This is a genomic window from Streptomyces sp. NPDC026062 (genome assembly GCF_055568375.1).
On the sequence record NZ_JBVHOQ010000023.1, the window covers coordinates 51,476 to 69,382 of the forward strand.

General features: G+C 71.3%; 13 protein-coding genes. 5 read left to right on the top strand and 8 right to left on the bottom strand.

Going from position 1 to position 17,907, the window contains the following annotated elements; all coding sequences use genetic code 11:
• Window positions 1-43: 43 nt before the first annotated feature.
• Window positions 44-418 (bottom strand): GntR family transcriptional regulator, encoded by a 375-nt coding sequence (locus ACZ4LX_RS21570; protein WP_467647130.1) that lies wholly within the window; start codon window positions 416-418, stop codon window positions 44-46.
• 69 nt (window positions 419-487) lie between these two features.
• On the opposite strand from ACZ4LX_RS21570, the gene ACZ4LX_RS21575 reads away from it, so the two are divergent.
• Both ACZ4LX_RS21575 and ACZ4LX_RS21580 read left to right on the top strand, forming a co-directional pair.
• Window positions 488-1,408 carry a GNAT family N-acetyltransferase gene (locus tag ACZ4LX_RS21575; protein ID WP_467647134.1) on the top strand — a complete coding sequence of 307 codons (921 nt, stop codon included), beginning with the start codon at window positions 488-490 and terminating at the stop codon, window positions 1,406-1,408.
• Window positions 1,389-1,886, top strand: a complete 498-nt coding sequence (locus ACZ4LX_RS21580; protein ID WP_467647138.1) for a ribonuclease FAU-1 family protein — start codon at window positions 1,389-1,391, stop codon at window positions 1,884-1,886. Before ACZ4LX_RS21575 ends, ACZ4LX_RS21580 begins: the two co-directional genes overlap by 20 nt.
• A 105-nt stretch (window positions 1,887-1,991) precedes the next feature.
• Here the strand turns inward: ACZ4LX_RS21580 and ACZ4LX_RS21585 are convergent, their stop codons facing one another.
• The 4 genes from ACZ4LX_RS21585 to ACZ4LX_RS21600 all read right to left on the bottom strand — a co-directional run bounded on the left by ACZ4LX_RS21585 (window position 1,992) and on the right by ACZ4LX_RS21600 (window position 9,327).
• Window positions 1,992-3,470 carry a methyltransferase domain-containing protein gene (locus tag ACZ4LX_RS21585; RefSeq protein WP_467647141.1) on the bottom strand — a complete coding sequence of 493 codons (1,479 nt, stop codon included), beginning with the start codon at window positions 3,468-3,470 and terminating at the stop codon, window positions 1,992-1,994.
• A gap of 241 nt (window positions 3,471-3,711) precedes the next feature.
• Entirely contained in the window at window positions 3,712-4,605 is an 894-nt protein-coding gene (locus tag ACZ4LX_RS21590; protein ID WP_467647143.1) for an esterase/lipase family protein, read from the bottom strand.
• A 188-nt stretch (window positions 4,606-4,793) separates the two neighbouring features.
• Window positions 4,794-5,822, bottom strand: a complete 1,029-nt coding sequence (locus ACZ4LX_RS21595; RefSeq protein ID WP_467647146.1) for a DNA polymerase Y family protein — start codon at window positions 5,820-5,822, stop codon at window positions 4,794-4,796.
• A 37-nt stretch (window positions 5,823-5,859) separates the two neighbouring features.
• Window positions 5,860-9,327 carry a DNA polymerase III subunit alpha gene (locus ACZ4LX_RS21600; protein ID WP_467647150.1) on the bottom strand — a complete coding sequence of 1,156 codons (3,468 nt, stop codon included), beginning with the start codon at window positions 9,325-9,327 and terminating at the stop codon, window positions 5,860-5,862.
• A 164-nt stretch (window positions 9,328-9,491) separates the two neighbouring features.
• On the opposite strand from ACZ4LX_RS21600, the gene ACZ4LX_RS21605 reads away from it, so the two are divergent.
• Window positions 9,492-10,538, top strand: coding sequence for a DUF3533 domain-containing protein (locus tag ACZ4LX_RS21605; protein WP_467647153.1), 1,047 nt, complete (start codon window positions 9,492-9,494; stop codon window positions 10,536-10,538).
• A 221-nt stretch (window positions 10,539-10,759) separates the two neighbouring features.
• The gene (locus ACZ4LX_RS21610; protein WP_467647155.1) at window positions 10,760-11,257 is read left to right on the top strand and encodes a phospholipase; all 498 of its coding nucleotides are present in this window, start codon (window positions 10,760-10,762) and stop codon (window positions 11,255-11,257) included.
• Between the two features lie 66 nt (window positions 11,258-11,323).
• Here the strand turns inward: ACZ4LX_RS21610 and ACZ4LX_RS21615 are convergent, their stop codons facing one another.
• Window positions 11,324-11,476, bottom strand: coding sequence for a hypothetical protein (locus ACZ4LX_RS21615; RefSeq protein WP_467647159.1), 153 nt, complete (start codon window positions 11,474-11,476; stop codon window positions 11,324-11,326).
• 175 nt (window positions 11,477-11,651) lie between these two features.
• On the opposite strand from ACZ4LX_RS21615, the gene ACZ4LX_RS21620 reads away from it, so the two are divergent.
• On the top strand, window positions 11,652-12,527 hold the full coding sequence (locus ACZ4LX_RS21620; RefSeq protein ID WP_467647162.1) for an alpha/beta fold hydrolase: 876 nt from the start codon (window positions 11,652-11,654) through the stop codon (window positions 12,525-12,527).
• 53 nt (window positions 12,528-12,580) lie between these two features.
• Here the strand turns inward: ACZ4LX_RS21620 and fxsT are convergent, their stop codons facing one another.
• Both fxsT and fsxC read right to left on the bottom strand, forming a co-directional pair.
• Window positions 12,581-16,516: an FxSxx-COOH system tetratricopeptide repeat protein gene (gene fxsT, locus ACZ4LX_RS21625; RefSeq protein ID WP_467647164.1), complete on the bottom strand. Its 3,936-nt coding sequence runs from the start codon at window positions 16,514-16,516 to the stop codon at window positions 12,581-12,583.
• Window positions 16,500-17,855 carry an FxsC protein gene (fsxC, locus tag ACZ4LX_RS21630; RefSeq protein ID WP_467647330.1) on the bottom strand — a complete coding sequence of 452 codons (1,356 nt, stop codon included), beginning with the start codon at window positions 17,853-17,855 and terminating at the stop codon, window positions 16,500-16,502. Before fsxC ends, fxsT begins: the two co-directional genes overlap by 17 nt.
• Window positions 17,856-17,907: the final 52 nt, after the last annotated feature.

The following is a 17,907-nucleotide window of genomic DNA, read 5'->3' on the forward strand; positions in this document are numbered from 1 at the left end:
GGGGCACCCGGCATCCCGCACCGTCTCCTCATCTGACCTCACCTCACCCCGCGTACACCGCCCGCACCGCGTCCTGGGCCAGCTCCAGTGCCCGTGTCCGGGACACCCCCAGCCGCCGGGCCTGCTCCGCGTACTCGCGTGCGGCGGAGGCCGCGTTGCGTTCGGCCGCGTCGCCGGCGGCGGCGACGAACGTCCCGTTGCGCCCCCGCGTCTCGATCACTCCGTCCGCCTCCAGCGCGCGATAGGCCTTGGCGACGGTGTTGGCGGCGAGGCCCAGTTCCTCGGCGAAGCCGCGCACGGTGGGAAGTCTGTAGCCGACCGGCAGCGTCCCCGAACGGGCCAGTTCGGAGATCTGCGTGCGCAACTGCTCGTACGGGGCGGTGCCGGCATCCGGGTCAACGGCGATCTTCAGAGTCACGGGCCGATTCTGCCCCACCGCCGGAAATTCGGGGGCGGCCCGGCCGGACCTGCGGGTACGGTCCGGCGCATGACTGTCATCGTGCGCGATTTCCGGCCCGCCGACGCCGAGGACTGGGTGCGGGTGAGGCGTGCGGCTCTCCCGTACATGGTCACCACACCGGAGCTGGTCCTCTTCGATCTGGCCACCGCCCATCCCGACAAGCGCTACCGGCTGCTGGTCGCGGAGGAGGACGGCGAGATCATCGGAACGGCTCAGGTGGGGCTGGCATACGAGAGTCCTGAGCCGGGCCAGGCGTTCTGCAATCCGTACACCCACCCGGAGCGGACCGGCCGGGGAGCGGGCACGCTGCTGCTGCGCACGGCCGAGGAATATCTGGCCCTCGCCGGCGCGACCTCCTTCTACACCTGGGTCCTGGACACCCCCGGCAACCGGGCCTTCGCCGGGAAGCACGGATATGAGCCGAGCCGGCCCGCCCACTTCCTCCATCTCGACCTGGCCCGCGGCACGCTGCCGCCCCGTCAGGAGCTCCCGGCCGGTGTCGAGCTGCGTACGGGTGCCGACTTCGACGACGACCCGCGCCCGCTCTTCGAGGCGGATGCCGAGACCACCGCGGACGAGCCCAGCGACACGCCGGCCCTGCTGTCGGACTACGAGGAATGGCTGACGGAGACCTGGCGCAGTCCCGGCCTCGACCACCGCCTCACCACGGTCGTGGTCGCCGACGGCGAGGTGGCGGCGTTCAGCGCGGCGGAGACCGACGGCGTGAACCGCTACTGGTCGGGGATGACCGGCACCCGCCGGGCCTACCGCGATCGCGGGCTGGCGAAGCTCGCCAAGAACGACTCGCTGCACCGGGCGCGCGATGCCGGGTACACCGATGCCTACACCGGCAATGACGCCGGCAACGGTCCGATGCTGGCGATCAACCGCTGGTTCGGCTACGAGATCTGCGCCACGGAGGTACGCCATGTCCGCAGGATCGGCTGACGCCGGACTGACCGTCGTCCTGGTCAAGGCCGGAAAGACCAAGATCCGCTATCCCGCCGCGCTGGTCGCCGACGACGGCACCCGGGTGACGGTACGGGCGCCCTGGGCGGCGCCCGGCGTGCGCGACTTCGGCTTCGAACGCTTCGAGCCCGGCGATGTCTTCACCGAGTACTACTGGCGCGATGCCTGGTTCGCGGTGAAGGAGGTCCGCACGGGCACGGGTCAGCTCAAGGGCTGGTACTGCGATGTGACCCGCCCCGCTGTGCTGCGGGACGGCGAACTGCTCGTCGAGGACCTGGATCTCGACCTGTGGGTGCCGGCGGACCGCTCCGCCGTACTGCGGCTGGACGAGGACGAGTTCGAGGAGAGCGGCCTGGCCGGACGCGACCCGGAGGCGGCGGGGGCCGCCGTGGCGGCCCTGGACGAGCTGGAACGGATCGCCCGCACGGCGGAGGGGTTCGCCGGGCTGCTGGGCTGAGGCTCCGGGCTGGTGCCGGGCTGCCGGGCCGAGGGCGCCCGGCACCCCGCCCGGCTCTCCGGCCCCTCTCTTCCGCTCCGTTGCCCCGCTTCGCTCCCCGCTCCCTCAGCTCGCCACCAGCTCCACCTCGTACCCCGCCGCGTCCTCCAGATACGCGGCCACGTGCCCGCCGCCGCCCGCGTGCGGATGACGGTCCTCGAAGAGCAGCCGCCAGCCGTGCTCCGGGGCGCGGGCCACCAGCGCGTCGAAAGCGGTCCGGTCCTCGACGTGGAACGCGAGATGGTTGAGTCCGGGGCGCCGTCGTTCGTGCGCCCCGGGGGCCAGATCGGGCGACTGCTCGATCACCACATAGCTCTCGCCCCGCCGCCAGCTGCGCCCATGCGCCCACTGCTGGTACGGGACATGGCCCAGCTCTCCGAGGAGCCACCCCCAGCCGGCCACGGCCGCCGTCAGATCGGGCACCCACAGCTCGATGTGGTGCAGCCGCCCGGTGCGGGCTCCGCCGGCCGGCAGCGGGACGGCGCGTCGCACCCCTCTCGGTTCGAACGCGACGGTGTCGCCGTCCTCGTGCCAGTGGATCAGGAAGTGCTCCCCCGCCCGGTAGCCGTCGAGGCCCGCACGGCAGTACGCGACCATGTCGTCCGGCAGGGCGTCCAGCGGGAACCACTCCAGCTCGGAGCACTTGTCGGGTTCCCGGTTGTACGGCGGGCGGTCCGGGTCGTACGCCGCCTCGAAGAACCAGCCCGTCCTGGGGCTGCCGCCCGGCCCCCGGTGCTGCATGACCAGGGCCATGCGCAGCTCCTCCGGTTCGAGCATCACACCGATCTCCTCGGCCGTCTCGCGGATCACCGCCTCCCGGACGTCCTCGCCGTCCTCCACGTGCCCGGACGGAGCGTGCAGCAGTCCGTCCGCGTACCCCGTACCGGCCCGGCGGGCGAGCAGGACGTCGGAGCCGCGGCGGAGGATCAGATGCACGTCGACGACCTCGGTGTGCCGGCGCGGGGGCTCGGCCCGCGCCACCAGGGCGTAGCGCTCGTCGTCGACCTCCTTGCCCCAGAGATCGCGGTCGCCGGAGAGCGGTTCGTGGTGGACGCGCTCGGTGAAGGGGGCGAGCAGCGCGGTGAGTTGCGAGGCCGACAGCCCCACCCCGTTCCACACGCCTTCGATCAGCACCAGTCTGCCGCCCGGCCGCAGCAGGCCGAACCAGTGGCGCAGGACCTCCGCCGGATCAGGGAGCAGCCACACCACGTGCCGGGCCAGAATCACGTCGAACCGCTGTTTGCCGACGGGTGGCGCGGCGGCGTCACCGGTCAGCACCTCGGTGCCGGTACCGGCCAGCTTGGCGCGCGCCTGCTCCACCATGCGGGGCGAGCGGTCGACGGCGGTGACGCGGTGCCCCTGACCGGCAACGAGCAGGGACAGGCTTCCGGTGCCGCAGCCGAGATCGAGCACCTCGCAGCGCTCCCGGGGCAGCCAGCTCTCCAGGCGCCGCGCCCAGGCGTGCCGGACCACGGGATCGAGCAGACCGTGGTCCGGCTCCTCGTCGAAGGAACCGGCAGCTGAATCCCAGTCGATCGTCGTCATGCACCGATCGTGCCAGCTGGCACTGACAGTGGTGTGCGGTGTCGCGGAGAAGCGGTCGCGGAAGCAGGCACCCTCGCCGGGACGGGGCCGGCGCCGCCACGCGTTACCGGGCCATGGGCGGCGCGGCCGCGGTCACCGTGGGCGCCGCCGCGCTGCCGGCCTCGGTCCGGCGCCGGACCGCCGCAGCGGCCCGGCACGGACTTCGGCCAGCCCGGCACGGACCGGACCGGACCGGGAGGCCCTACCCGACGGCCGAGGCGCAGGTGGTCGGGGTGGAGTGCGCCGGATCCAGGGCGTTCGCCACCTCGTGGAAGGCGATCCTGTCGATGGTCCCGATCGCCACGTGCTCGGACAGGTCGACCGGGCACAGGTCCTGGAGCAGCACGTTACGTACGTCCGGCCCGTCCAGGAACTGTGTCCGGTACGGGGTCACCACCTCGTCGTACCGGGTCGCGATGACGGTGTAGTGCACGCCGGGCACGGTGTCGGGGACCGAGTTGAGCTTGGTGACGAAGGGCGATCCGGCGACCTGGTCGGCGAGTCCGGGCGTAGCGGCGTCGAGCAGGTCCTCGGCGCCGGGGAAGTACGGCAGCAGCTTGGTCAGGCCGAGGAGGGTGGTTCCGTGATTGTCGGGCGCGAGTCCGATCAGGGCGTTCACCTTGGCCGCTCCGCCGAGGAACTTCAGGTAGTAGTTCGGCATCATGCCGCCCTGGGAGTGGCCGACGAGGTCGGCCTCGGGGGCCCCGGTGGAGGCGAGCACCTTGTCGACGAACGTGGCGAGCTGTCCGGCCGACTTGTCGATCGGGCCGAGACCGTTGAAGAGCGGCACTCCGGGAAGCTGCCCGTAGTCGAGCGAGTAGACGCAGTAGCCCCGGTTGACCAGGTAGGGAGCGAGGACGAGCCAGTTGTCGACCGAGTTCCCGAAGGTTCCGTGGACCAGCACGACGGGCCGGGGGTGGGCTGCGGAGGGCTTGCAGGAGTAGTCGTTCCAGCCACGGGAGGTGGCCGTGGCGGCGGTGGGGGTGGCTGCAGCGGCAGTGGCCGTGGGGGTGGCGGCTGCGGCTACGGCGAGGAGCAGTGCGGCGAGGGCTGTCCGCGCACGTGGGGCGCGCGACGCACGGGTCCAGGGCAGCATCGTGGGGTCTCCTTGCGGCTCAAGGGAGTTGCGATGTCTGTGCACCCTGCGGCCCGGACCACAAGTTCTGACGACTTTCTAGGTGCTCATGCCAACTTACGCACGAGTAATGTTGTGTGGGAAGTTACGCGTCGGTAAAAACTGACGCGGTACCAACCGTAGCCCCGGGGCAGCCTCCGGCGGGCAGGTCAGGCCGCGAGCCGCCCCGGCATCACGGCCCGCTCCCCGAATTTCTCCCGCAGCCGGTCCGCCACCGCCTCGATCCGCCGCGCCCGTTCGTCGACCGGGTCGAAGGTCAGCTGGTGCGCGGCACGCCCGGCGTCGCCGATCCCCTCGGCCCGCAGCGCGATGCCTCGCACCCGGGCCCGTTGCAGGGCGAACGAGTCATGGATCCGGTAGGCGAGCGCGGTGAGTTCCGCGGAGTGTGCGGTGGGTTCGCGGAGCGTACGGCTGCGGGTCAGCGTCGAGTAGCCGGTCCGGTCGGCATAGCGCACGGAGACCGCGAGCGAACGGCACACCCGCCCCTCGCCGCGCATCCTCGCCCCCAGCTCCTCGGTGAGCGACATGAGGGCACGCCGCTGCCGCTCCCGGTCCAGCTCGTCGCGGGGGAAGGTCCGTTCGGCGGCGATCGAGCGGGCCGCGGCGTTCGGCACGACCGCCGTACGGTCGATGCCGTGCGCCCGCTCCCACAGCTCGCGCCCGGTCCGCACCCCGGTGATCCGCTGGAGCGTGCCGAGCGGGGCGGCCGCGATCCGGCCGACGGAGTCGAGCCCGTATCCGCACAGGGTGCGGGCCGTCGCCGCCCCGACGCCGTCCAGTGCGGCGGCCGGCCGGTCCGCGAGGAAGGCGGCGGCCCCTCCGACGGGCACCACGAAGGTCGTCCCGGGCGCGGCCTGCCGTGCAGCCATCCGGGCCAGCATCGGGTTCTCGGCGGCCCCGATGGCGCAGTCCGCACCATGCAGGGCCAGTGCACGGACCCGGATCACCGAGGCGAGACCCGCCACATCCCGCCCGAAGTAGCGCAGCGCGCCCCGCACATCGGCGAGCGCACCATCGGGCGGCGCCGCCTCGACGACCGGAGTGAACGAACCGAGCAGGGCGAGCAGCCCCGCGTAGCCGGCGCCGTCCGGGAGGCCACCACCGATCCGGCGGAACCGCAGGCAGAGGATTCCGGGCTGCTCACTCACCCCGGCCACCCCACTCACCCCAGTCGTCATGATCACCCCACTCGCTCCGCTCATCCCGCTCACCCGCTCATCCCGCGCTCCCCGGGCTCTGGTGCCACAGCTTCCTTCCGGTGGGCACTCCCTCGCCGGGCGGCTGAAGGTCGGACCAGGGGTTCATCTCGTAGCCGGTGGGCATCCGGATCCGGCGGCCGTCGTCGGCAGCGGATGCCTTCTCCTCCGGAGCGGCCGGCTCGGCGGGCACCTCCGCCAGCCGGGCCGCGACCGCGTCGAGCCCGCCGGTGCGCCGCAGTTCGGCCAGCTCGGCCAGGTTCCAGGCGGCGGCGCCGACCACGCTCAGGCTCCGCGGCCCGCGCCGCTGCACCACTCCGCGTACCAGCAGCAGCCAGGAGTGGAAGACCGTGTACGCGCAGGCGGCGTGGCTGTCGTCGAAGAAGGCCAGGTCGACCAGACCCGTACCGTCGTCCAGGGTGGTGAAGACGACCCGTCGCCCGGAGCGGACGGGCGGGGTCTGGGTGGCCGCCTTGGCGCCCGCGACCAGCACGGTGTCCCCGTGCCGAGCCTCGCGCAGCCGCTTGGCCGAGACCGCGCCGAGCTCCTCGAGGAAGGCATGGTGATCGCTCATCAGATGCCGCGACACATCCATGCTCAGCACGCCCAGTTCGGCGCTGAGCCGTTCCGCCTCGTTGAGGTCGGGCAGGCCGATGGAGCCGGTGCGGTGCCCGCCGCCGAGGGGAAGCTGGGCGCCGGAGCCCGCGCCGCGCTGGGCCCGGTGGAGTTCGGACAGGTGCAGCAGCAGGTCACGGCGGTTGGCGCCGAACGCGTCCAGCGCGCCGACCTGGGCCAGCCGCTCGGCGGCGGGCTTTCCCGGACGGGCCCGCTGCCAGAAGTCCAGCAGTGAGGTGTAGGGCTGTCCGGCCTCGATCCGGGCGACCTCGGCCTCACTGATCCCATGGACGTCGGAGAGCGCCAGCCGCAGCCCCCAGGATTCCCTCCCCCCTTCCCCATCAGACACCAGTTCGATTCGATGAGCGGCCGCCGACCGGTTCACATCCAGCGGCAGCACCGGCACCCCGCGGCGCCGCGCGTCCGCGAGCAGCAGCCGCTTCGGGTACATCCCGGGGTCATGGGTGAGCAGCCCGGCGTAGAAGGCCGCCGGGTGATGCGCCTTCAGCCAGGCCGACTGGTACGTCGGTACGGCGAAGGCCACCGCGTGCGCCTTGCAGAAGCCATAGCTGCCGAAGGCCTCGATGATCTCCCAGGCACGAGCGATCACGTCCGCGCCGTACTTCCGCGCCGCCGCGTGCCGGGCGAACCAGACCCTGATCCGGCCCTGCGACTCGGGGTCGGAGAGCCCGCGCCGGACGCGGTCGGCCTCGTCCCGGCCGCAGCCGGTCATGATGTCGACCATCTCGATGATCTGCTCGTGGAAGACCACCACTCCGTACGTCCCGCGCAGTGGCCCCTCCAGGTCGGGGTGCGGGTAGCGGACCGGCGCCCGGCCGTGCCGGGCCTCGATGAACGGGCGCACCATGTCGGCGGCGACCGGACCGGGCCGGAACAGCGAGATGTCGACCACCAGGTCGTGGAAGTCCGCCGGCTGGAGCCTGCCGACCAGATCGCGCTGGCCGGGCGACTCGATCTGGAAACAGCCCAGCGTCTCGGCGGTCCTGATCAGCCGGTACGTCTCCGGGTCGCGCGGCTCCACGGCGTCCAGGTCCACCTCCCGGCCCGAGGCCCGCTTCACCTCGGCAACCGCGTGCGCCATCGCCGACTGCATCCGTACACCGAGCACGTCGAGCTTGAGCAGCCCGAGATCCTCCACGTCCTCCTTGTCGAACTGCGCCATCGGGAAACCTTCGCCGCTGGTGGGCACGACGGGGGTGCGGCGCAGCAGCGAGGCGTCCGAGAGGAGGACCCCGCACGGATGCATGGCGATACCGCGCGGCAGCGCGTCCAGCGCCTCCACAAGCTCCCACAGCCGTCCGTACTTCTCCTTCGCCCTCGCCACCCCGCGCAGCTCGGGCAGTTCCTCCATCGCCGCGCGGGCGTCGCTGGCCCGGATGTGCGGGAAGGCCTTGGCGAGCCGGTCGGTCTCGGCCGGGTTCATCGAGAGCGCGGCACCGACGTCGCGGATGGCGTGGCGCACCCGGTAGGTCTCGGGCATGGCGACGGTGGCGACCCGCTCGGCGCCGAAGCGGCCGATGACCGCGCGGTAGACGTCGAGACGGCGGGCCGACTCGACGTCGATGTCGATGTCGGGCAGCACGAAGCGGCGCTTGGACAGGAAGCGCTCCATCAGCAGCCCGTGCTCGACCGGGTCGGCGTGGGCGATGCCGAGGAGATGGTTGACCAGGGAGCCGGCGCCGGAGCCTCGCGCAGCCACCCGGACCTTCATCTTCCTTACGTCGTCGACCACTTGGGCGACGGTCAGGAAGTACGAGGCGAAGCCGTGGTGGGCGATGATGTCCAGCTCGTGACGCATCCGGTCCCAGTATTCGCGCCTGCGGTCGTAGCCGCGCAGCACCATGCCCGCGGCGGCCCGCGAGGCCAGCGCCCGCTGGGCGGTGCGCCGGTCCGCGCCGACGAGGTGCGGTTCGGGGAAGTGGACGGAGCCGAGGCCGATGTCGCCCTGGGGGTCGACCACGCAGGCGTCGGCGGTGTGCCCGGTCTCCGCGATCAGTCGTGCCCCGGCGCCGGGACCGAGCCCGGCGGCCGAGGTGATCCGCTCAGCGGTCTCCGCCATCGCGCGGGCGTCCTTGAGCCAGCGCTCACCGCTGTCGAGCGGGGCGCGGCGCGGGTCGACGGGTACGAGCCTGCGGGCGGAGTCGAGCACATCGGCGACGGGGCCCTGACCCGGATCGGCGTACCGGACGGCGTTGGTCAGCACGGCCCGTACCCCCTGCTCGGCGGCGAAGCCGACGGTACGGGCGGCGAGCCGCAGCGAACCGGGCCCGGTGCCGTCCCGGCCGTGGTGGACGGCTTCGAGCCGCAGGCCGTCGCCGTACGCCTCCCGCCAGGGTGCGAGCAGCGCGGCGGCCCGGTCGGGGCGGCCCGCGGCCAGCGCCGCTCCCACCTCGGAGGCGGGGCCGAGCAGCACGGTGAGCCCTTCGGCGGGCAGCGCGGAGCGGTCGAGCAGGGGCCGGCCGCCGTCGGGCACGGCCGCGTGGGCGGCGGTGACCAGGCGGCACAGCCCGGCCCAGCCCAGGGCGCCGTCACGCGCGAGGAAGGTGACCCGGGGTGCGGATTCATCGACAAAGGCACCTCCGCGGACCGGGGTCCGCGGCCGGTGCGCGTATCCGTCACCCTCCGGGCGCCCGGCGGGAGCCACGGCGAGTTCCACCCCGAAGAGCGGCCGAATCTCCGCCCGCTCACAGGCCTTGGCGAACCGGACCGCACCCGCCAGGGTGTCGCGGTCGGTCAGCGCGAGAGCACCCATCCCGCGCTCCGCGGCACGCTCCGCCAGCCGCTCCGGGTGCGAGGCCCCGTACCGCAGGGAGAACCCGGAAACGGTATGCAGATGCGTGAACCCGGGCACCCGCGCCTCCTGAACCAATCCGTACTCACCACCCCCTCGCTCTCCACCATAGACCAAGTTTCGAACATTCGTACGATATCCAGTGCGGGGGCCATCTCCGGGCCCCTCAGCCATTCGGCCCGGTCCCGACTGCGTGAACGACGGACACCCCGGACCGTGGGGTCATGACTTTTGCCGACGAGATGAAGAACGCCGTCACTCCACGGGCCGCACTGCTCGTCATCGGCGTGCTGGCACTGCAGCTGCTGTTCATCGCGTCCTATGTCGGAGCGCTCCACAAGCCGAAGCCGACGGACGTCCCCTTCGGTGTCGTCGCCCCCCAGCAGGTGTCCGCCCAGCTCGTCAGCGAACTGGACGGCCTCCCCGGCGGCCCCCTGGACCCCCGCGCGGTCAAGGACGCGTCCACCGCCCGGCAGCAGATCCTGGACCGCGACATCGACGGCGCCCTGATCGTCTCCCCCAGGGGCACGACCGACACCCTGCTGGTGGCATCCGGCGGCGGCACCGTCCTGGCCACCTCCCTGACGAAGATCATCACGGCGGCCGACCTCACCCAGCAGCGCTCGGTACGCACCGTGGACGTGGCCCCGGCCTCGGACGAGGACTTCGACGGGCTCTCGTCCTTCTACCTGGTCGTGGGCTGGTGCGTGGGCGGCTACCTCTGCGCCTCGATCCTGGCGATCAGCGCGGGCACCCGCCCCGCCAACCGTCAGCGCGCGGTGATCCGGACCGGGGTCATGGCGCTGTACTCGGTCGCGGGCGGAATCGGCGGCGCGATCATCATCGGCCCGATCCTCGGAGCCCTCCCCGGATCCTTCTGGGGGCTGTCCGGCCTGGGCGCGCTGACCGTCTTCGCGGTCGGCATGATCACCCTCGCCCTGGAGGCGCTCACCGGCATCGTCGGCATCGGCCTGGCCGTGCTGCTCGTGGTGATCGCGGGCAACCCGAGCGCGGGCGGCGCCTTCCCGCTCCCGATGCTCCCGGACTTCTGGCGGGCGATCGGCCCCGCGCTGCCGCCGGGGGCCGGGACCTGGGTGGCGCGCTCGATCGCCTACTTCAAGGGCAACGCGGTGACCGGACCGCTGCTGGTGCTGTCCGCGTGGGCGGTGGTGGGCACGGTCATCACCCTGCTGATGGCGATGCGAAGGAGGCCGGACACCGAGGAAGCCCCGGCCCCGAGGCCGGCCGGCGAGGGCTCGGCCATGGCGTGACGGCGGGACGGCCCCGCAACTCTCCGCTGCCGCCCCGCCCACGAGAGGGGGGCGGCAGCGGCGCGTTCTCATGACCGTCGCACGACCAACGCTTCAACTCCCGGCGTTCAGTCGGCGCAACGGCTATGCATGGCAGGTGCATGGCGGCATTCTGGGGCGACCTCATGAACCCACGAGGTGCCCGGCCGCCCCAGCTCCTTCTCACCCCACGGAGAATCGCCATGCGCCGCCACGCCGCCATGCTGCTCGGTACCGTCGCCCTCTCGCTCCCGCTCGCCCTGCTGCCTGCCTCATCCGCCTCGGCCGCCCCCGCGGACAAGCCCCAGGTCCTCAGCTCATGGACCCAGACGAGCGCCGCCAGCTACAACTCCTGGAACGCCGCCCGCAACAACCGGGGCGCCTGGACCGCGTACGGCTTCGACTGGACGACCGACTACTGCAGCAGCTCGCCCGACAACCCGTTCGGCTTCCCCTTCCAAACGGCCTGCGCACGCCATGACTTCGGCTACCGCAACTACAAGGCCGCCGGCACGTTCTCCGCCAACAAGGCCCGCCTGGACTCCGCCCTCTACGCGGATCTCAAGCGCGTCTGCGCCGCCTACTCCGGCGCGAAGCTGACCTCGTGCAACGCCACAGCCTGGACGTACTACCACGCGGTGGACATCTTCGGAGTCGCACCGGCGAAGGCGGGCACCGCCGGACTGTCCCGGTCCGCCTGACCGGCCTCCGCTCAAAGGCCCGGGCCGTGTCGCGGCCCGGGCTTCCCCCGTCCTGGGAGCGAACGCTCAGCGGCCGCCGCCGGGCCGGTCGCAACCGGGGCGACCGGGGTAGCCGCCGAAGGCCTCCGCGTGCGTGGCGCCACAGCTCATCATGCCTTCGACACAGAGCAGCGGGGAGTCGTCGGCAGCCTGCGGGAACCGGCCCTGCTCTGGATTCACCTCTGCGGATCCCCCTCCCGGCGCATCCCCGGGACGCCCACTCCGGAACACTACTCCCGGAGCCTCCCGAATTCTCTCAACGCGCCATCCCCGTAACGGCTCTGATGGGTCATCATCGAATGGTACGGGGAAAGCCGGACACATCGTGTCCGCAGGAATCGCGAGGAGGCACGGAGTGCGCAGTCGGGTGCGCGGGGTCGACGGGCGGCAACTGGTGGTGGAGCGACTGGGGGATCCGCGCGGCAGACCGGTCTTCCTGCTGCACGGGATGCCCGGCAGCAGGCTCGGTCCGGCGCCGCGGGGCATGGTGCTGTACCAGCGCAAGACGCAGCTGATCACTTACGACAGGCCGGGATACGGCGACTCCGACCGCCTGCCGGGCAGAAGCGTGGCCGACGCCGTCCAGGACGTACGGGCCATCGCGGACCACATCGGGATCGAACGGTTCGCCGTCGTGGGCCGGTCGGGCGGCGCGTCACACGCCCTGGCCTGCGCCGCGCTGATGCCCGAGCGGGTCACCCGTACCGCCGCCCTGGTCGGGCTGGCCCCACGGGACGCCGAGGGCCTCGACTGGTTCGAGGGGATGGCCCCGTCCAACGTACTGGCGTACACCACGGCAACGTCCGATCCCGACGGGCTCGCGCAGTCGTTCATCTCGCGGTCCGCGGTGATCAGAAGAAATCCGGTACGTCTGATCGACGATCTGCGCCGGGAGCTCACCGAATCCGACCGGATGGTGGTCAACGACGCAGGCCTCCGCACCATGCTGTTGCGCAACTACAGTGAGGGACTGCGCACTTCGGCATACGGCTGGATCGACGACGCGCTCGCGTTCAGTCACCCGTGGGGCTTCGATCCGGCCGACATCACCGGTCCGGTGCTGTTGTGGCACGGCGAGAAGGACGTCTTCTCACCGGTCGGGCACACCCGCTGGCTGGCGAGCCGGATTCCGGGCGCCACCGTCGTGGTGGAACCTGCGGCCGCGCATTTCGACGCGCTGCACGCGCTCCCCCGCATCCTCAACTGGCTGCTGGACGACTCCGAGGGCTGAGCAGCGGGTACGGGGAGCGTCCGGCGCCTGCCGGGCACTCCCCGTACGGTGTCTCACACCGCCTGCGGTTCCAGTTCGCGCTGGAACCGCCGCTCGTCCCGGGCGATCCGGGTGAGCGGATGGTCGTCACCGAGCTGCCGGGACAGCTCCTCGACCGTCTCCACTCTGACCTGGAGCGCCTCGTCCTTGCGCCCCATCGCGTCGAGCGTGACCGCCATGTTCGACTTCATGGCCAGCGTCTCCGGATGGTGTGCGCCCAGTACGTCCCGGAACTGCACCGCCAGCCCCCGCTCGGTCTTCAGCACCAGGTCGAAATCGCCCCGCTCCGCCGTGGCGTTGGCCAGGTTCATCACACTGAACAGCGTGTTGGGGTGGTTCCGCCCGTAGACCTCGCGCATCAGGGCGACGACCCGGGTCAGCACCTGCTCCGCCTCCTCGGCCGCGCCTGTCCCCCAGAGGTAGACCCCCAGGTTGTTCAGCGCCGCCAGGGTGTAGGGGTGCTTCTCCCCCGGCACCTTCACATACTGGTCGACGACCTCCTGGGCCGCGTCCCTGGCCTCGGACGTCTCGCCCGCGGCGAACAGGTCGGCCGCCAGATTGAGGTCACAGGCCAGCCACTCCGGGTTGGCGGAGGTGTACTTCGCCCGGTACCGGGCCCTGGTCGCCACCGTGAGCCGACGGGCGTCCTCCAGCCTTCCCGCCCTGCGCAGCGAGACCGCGAGGCTCTTGGCCGCGCTGAGCGTGCCGGGGAAGGAGCGGCCGAGGGTCGCCTTGTAGCTGTCGTACGTACGGCTGAGGATGCCGACCGAGTCCTCGTACCGGCCGACGTCCCGCAGGTCACGGGCCAGGTTCATGGCCGAGGAGAGGCTGTACGGGTGTTCCTCGCCGAGCACCTCGCGGCGCCGGTCGAAGACGTCCTGGTCGATCTCGCGGGCCTTGGCGTACTGGCCGATGGACCGCAGGGTGAACGCCAGGTTGTTGGCCGCGGCCAGGGCCCTGGGGTGCGATTCGTGGAAGATCTGGTTGAACCCGTCGGTGGCCTCCGTCGCCAGTTCGATCGCCCTGGTGTACTCGCCGAGCGTGCCGAGGTCGGTGGCCAGGCTGCTGGTGCTCATGTACGTGTGCGGATGCTCCGGTCCCAGCACCTCCCGTTGCGTCGCCAGGGTGATCTCGTCGAGATCCATGGCTTCCACGTAGCGCCCGCGCGAGCGGTAGATGTTGGACAGGTGGAAGCAGAGGTACAGGTACTGGATGTCCCGCTCCCCCAGCGTCTCGCGCCAGATCTCACGCAGCTCCTCGCAGAGCGTGGTCGCCGTCCTGAAGTCACCGCGCTTCCACAGGTAGCGCACCCGGTCGATCAGGAGCCTGCGCGCCTCCGGCTCCTTGCAGTTACGGGCGTCGGACGGGCCCAGGTGCGGCCATATCGTCGCGAACTGAGGCCAGTTGGCCGGATTGTCGATCGGCTCGTCGTCATCGGGCCTGGCGCCCGCGAGGATCCGGTGGACGGCGTGCCGGGCATCCCGCTGCTCCTCCTCGGTGAGCTGGGCCCGGATGACGGCCTGGACGAGCCGGTGCACCTGGATGGAGTTGGAGACCTGGTCGACCTTGGCGAGGGCGAACCGGCCGATCTCCCGGATGACGCGGCCCAGCACCAGCTTCTCCTGGAGCGAGGCGTCGTACGGCTTCAGTGCCTCGATCATCTCCTTGCTGTACAGCAGGTTCCCCGAGATCGGCTCAGGGGCGAAGAAGGCGCAGAGCTGGAGGAGGCGCACCGCGGCGGGCGAGCGCTCCTTGAGCCGTTCGATGGAGATGTTCCAGGTCGCGGCGACCGGCTCGGGATATCCGGCCGGCTGGTTGAGCGCCAGGACCTCCGGGGCCTGCTGGGCCAGCTGTTCCAGATAGGTGTCGATCGGAGTGGCGGTCTCCGCGATCCACGCCGCCGCCTGTTCGACGGCGAGCGGCAGGTCACCCACCGCGGTGGCCACCTGGGCCGCGTCCTCGTCGCTCAGCCCCGGCGCCCGGCGCTGGAGGTGCTCGATGGACTCCTCACGCAGGAAGACGTCGACCGGCAGTGCGTCGCCGTGCTGGGACCAGGCCTGGTTGCGGGAGGTGACCAGGATGTGCCCGGAGCCGCCCTGCGGGAAGTAGCGCCGGAGGCGTTCCGGATCATCGGCGTTGTCGAAGACCAGCAGCCAGCGGTCCGAGGGCACACCGCGGCGCAGCAGGTCGACGGCCTCCTGCGACGCGGCGGCCATGTCGTCGCCGCCCTGGGCGCCGAGCCGGACGGCGAGTTCGGCGAGACCGGCGACGACGTCGTCGGTCTGTTCGGACGATATCCACCAGACCAGGTCGTAGTCGGCCATGAACCGGTGCACGTACTCCAGGGCGACCTGTGTCTTGCCGACGCCGCCGAGTCCGTACAGGGTCTGCGGCTGCGGCAGTACGACGGCCATGCCGCCGCCGAGCTGGTCGCGCATCCGCTCCAGGACCAGGGAGCGGCCGGTGAAGCCGGGGTTGCGCGGCGGCGCGTTCCAGATGCGGGGGACGGTGCCGGGGAAGCGGGGGCCGGGCGAGACAGCGTCGGTGAGCTGCACGGGCCGGTCCAGGGCGCGTAACAGTGCGGCGGTGGCGTGGACCTCGTCGAGCCGGAACAGATCGACGGGGTTGCGGTCGATGAAGGCTGCGGACAGCCGTACGTCACCGACCCTGAGCGGCAGCAGCTGGCGTCGCCCGCCGCCCGGGTCCTCGGCGACGGCCCGGTCCCAGAGGTTCACCGCACGCTGCGACTTGAGGTACGCGCTGGAGAGCAGGACCACGGTGCGGACCGCGTTCTCCGAGGTGATGGTGGCCGCGTCATCGGGTCCCCGCTCGGCGGACACGTCGCGGGGCACGACGCGGAACCCGGCCCGGGTGAGGACGGACTCGATCCAGTCGGCCCACATCCGGTTCTCGGCCACATAGCTGAGCAGGAGATCGGCGGGCAGCGCGGGCCTGCGCCGGGTGAAGGCGTCCCGGATGCGCAGCCTCACCTCTTCGCCGACCGCCGGCATCGAGGTGATCTGCCGGTCGGTGATGACGGAGGTGAGCCGTTCGAAGGCGGAGAGCAGGGAGTTGGTGAGCCCCGCCTCATCCCCGAAGGTCGCGAGGGTCTCCTCGTACGCGTAGTAGGGACGGTACGGAATCTCCACCGCGCCCCAGTAGGCGGTGAGTTCGTCCCCCGACAGGTCACGCGGCAGCCGGTCGAACTTCAGCCGGGCCAGGGCCCGGCCGGCGTCGGCCTTCTCCTTCTCACCCTCGTCGATCCGCATCGGGACGGGGAAGATGGAGATGGGACGGCCGGTGTACCGCTCGGAGATCTGCCGTGCGACCGAGGCGGCGCCGTCGATGGACTGGTCGCTCAGGGTGAAGCAGTCGACCAGCACGTCGGGCAGGTGGACGGTGCAGATGTCGGCGATGTCGCTGAGGCCGGTGCGGCTGTCGATGAGGACGTAGTCGTAGTTGGCCTTCATGTCGTCGCGCAGGGCGTCGAAGAAGTGGCCGCCGCCGAGCCGGTCGTAGAAGTTGTCCCAGTCGAAGGTGGAGACGGTCGCGGAGTATTCGCGGTTCTGCCGTCCGGCGGAGACGAAGTCGAGCGTTCCGCCCTGCGGGAACTCCCAGCCGAGTGCCTCGGGGGTGAGCGAGACCGCGTGCGGCTGGATCCGGGCGTACTCCCGGTGCCAGTCGTCGGCCCGCTGCACCGGGCTGGTCGCGGCCCAGGCGTACTCGGTGATCAGGTCGATGACACCGGTGGTGGCGCCGAGGGTCGACGGGTCGAGGAACGGGTGGAAGAACCGGTGGAGTCCCGGCGCCTCCAGGTCCCAGTCGACAGCCAGTACCCGCTTGCCGTTGGCGGCGAGAATCCAGGCGGTGTTCGCAAGGGCCATGGTGCGCCCGGTGCCGCCCTTGTACGAGTAGAAGGTGACGATGCGCCCGTCACGACTGGCCGTCATCCGTGTCCTCCGCATCCGTCGCAGCGTCGAGTGTTCGGGGGATGTACTGGGTCTGCGCCATCGGTCCCATCAGGCGCGTCCGTTCGGTGGGTCCGCCGCCGCCGGTGGCGGGCAGATAGACGGCCGCGTGTCTCAGGTACTGCTGGGCGGCCACCTCGACCACCTGCGGCAGGATCTGGCCGAAGGCCTCCATGCTCGGTACGCCCTTGGCGGCGGCCCGGCAGTAGGCCCGGCCCTGGCGCATCTTGGTCGGCATGGTCTGTTCGAGCTTGGCGGTCAGTTCGGCCTCCGCTGCTCTGCTCTCGTGGTCGTCACGGTTCCACGGAACGACCATCGTGACCCAGGGTCGGTGCTCCGCGTCGAAGGCGGCGAGCCGTCTGCACCGGTCCTCGTCCCTGAGCGCCCAGCGGTCGACGAGGAGGATCTCCGGCGTGGTGGGCTGTTTTCCGACCGGAAGGCCGGCCTCCTCGTCGAAGGAGGTCACGGTGGCCTGGTAGTTGAGGGAGCGCACCAGGTCCTCGGCGACATAGGCCAGGGGCCGTGCGGCGTCCGGGTGGTAGGGGTTCCAGTCCTGCGGGTTGTCGCCGTAGTAGTCGGCGTTGCGCCCGTCCGGCAGGTCGTGCCGGGTGGCGGCGGCGATGGTCACCTGCATGGGGCGGGGGCCGCCGGCCACGCTTCCCGTCGAGCCGAAGGCGCTGGGGGCCAGCCGGTAGTCGACAGGCCGGCCGGTGCCGATCCTTACCGAGTCGGCGACGCTGACGATGCGTTTGGCGAGCTCGTACACCGCACGCTCGTACTCCTCGTTGAAGAGTTTGAGCTTGATCAGCCCGTACAGCCCGTCGCTGACGTAACGGTCCCCGAAATCACGGTGGTTGAACTGTAATCGCTCGGCCGGCCCGGGCAGCTGGCTGGGTGGCACCGGCACCCAGAGCGCCGGGACTATCGCTTCGGCGGGCTGGTTGGAGCGGGCCCGGTGGTGGATGGCGCGCTGGGCGAACGCGTACCACTCCTTGCCGCACATCTCGCTGGCGAAGTAACGCGGCGAGAACAGTGGTACGAACACCCGGCAGGTGGCGAGCACCTCGCCGAGCCGTTCCGACCAGCCCTCGCCGGAACGTATCTCGCGGTCGATGAAGCCTGCGGGAGCGCCCGCGGGCAGATCGGTCATGGCCATCACATGGCCACAGAGATCCTGGAAGAGCCGCTCGACCCACATATCGGGGTCCGTGCCACCGCCGTACCCCGGTGTATGGGCGTAACTCAAGAAGAAGTACGGCCGATGGTCCGCCGCTCGCTGCTGCGTCGTCGCGTGCACACGACCCCCGTCCTGTGTGAGCACCCGCACCCGAGGAGTGAAGAGAATGCGAGCGAATTCATCATTCCGGAGCGGA

What these genes read in the sequence shown, in the direction of transcription:
- ACZ4LX_RS21575 (WP_467647134.1), top strand. Translation starts at nt 488, where the DNA reads ATGACTGTCATCGTGCGCGATTTCCGGCCCGCCGACGCCGAGGACTGG.
- ACZ4LX_RS21580 (WP_467647138.1), top strand. Translation starts at nt 1,389, where the DNA reads ATGTCCGCAGGATCGGCTGACGCCGGACTGACCGTCGTCCTGGTCAAG.
- ACZ4LX_RS21585 (WP_467647141.1), bottom strand. Translation starts at nt 3,470, where the DNA reads ATGACGACGATCGACTGGGATTCAGCTGCCGGTTCCTTCGACGAGGAG.
- ACZ4LX_RS21590 (WP_467647143.1), bottom strand. Translation starts at nt 4,605, where the DNA reads ATGCTGCCCTGGACCCGTGCGTCGCGCGCCCCACGTGCGCGGACAGCC.
- ACZ4LX_RS21595 (WP_467647146.1), bottom strand. Translation starts at nt 5,822, where the DNA reads ATGACGACTGGGGTGAGTGGGGTGGCCGGGGTGAGTGAGCAGCCCGGA.
- ACZ4LX_RS21605 (WP_467647153.1), top strand. Translation starts at nt 9,492, where the DNA reads ATGACTTTTGCCGACGAGATGAAGAACGCCGTCACTCCACGGGCCGCA.
- ACZ4LX_RS21610 (WP_467647155.1), top strand. Translation starts at nt 10,760, where the DNA reads ATGCGCCGCCACGCCGCCATGCTGCTCGGTACCGTCGCCCTCTCGCTC.
- fxsT (WP_467647164.1), bottom strand. Translation starts at nt 16,516, where the DNA reads ATGACGGCCAGTCGTGACGGGCGCATCGTCACCTTCTACTCGTACAAG.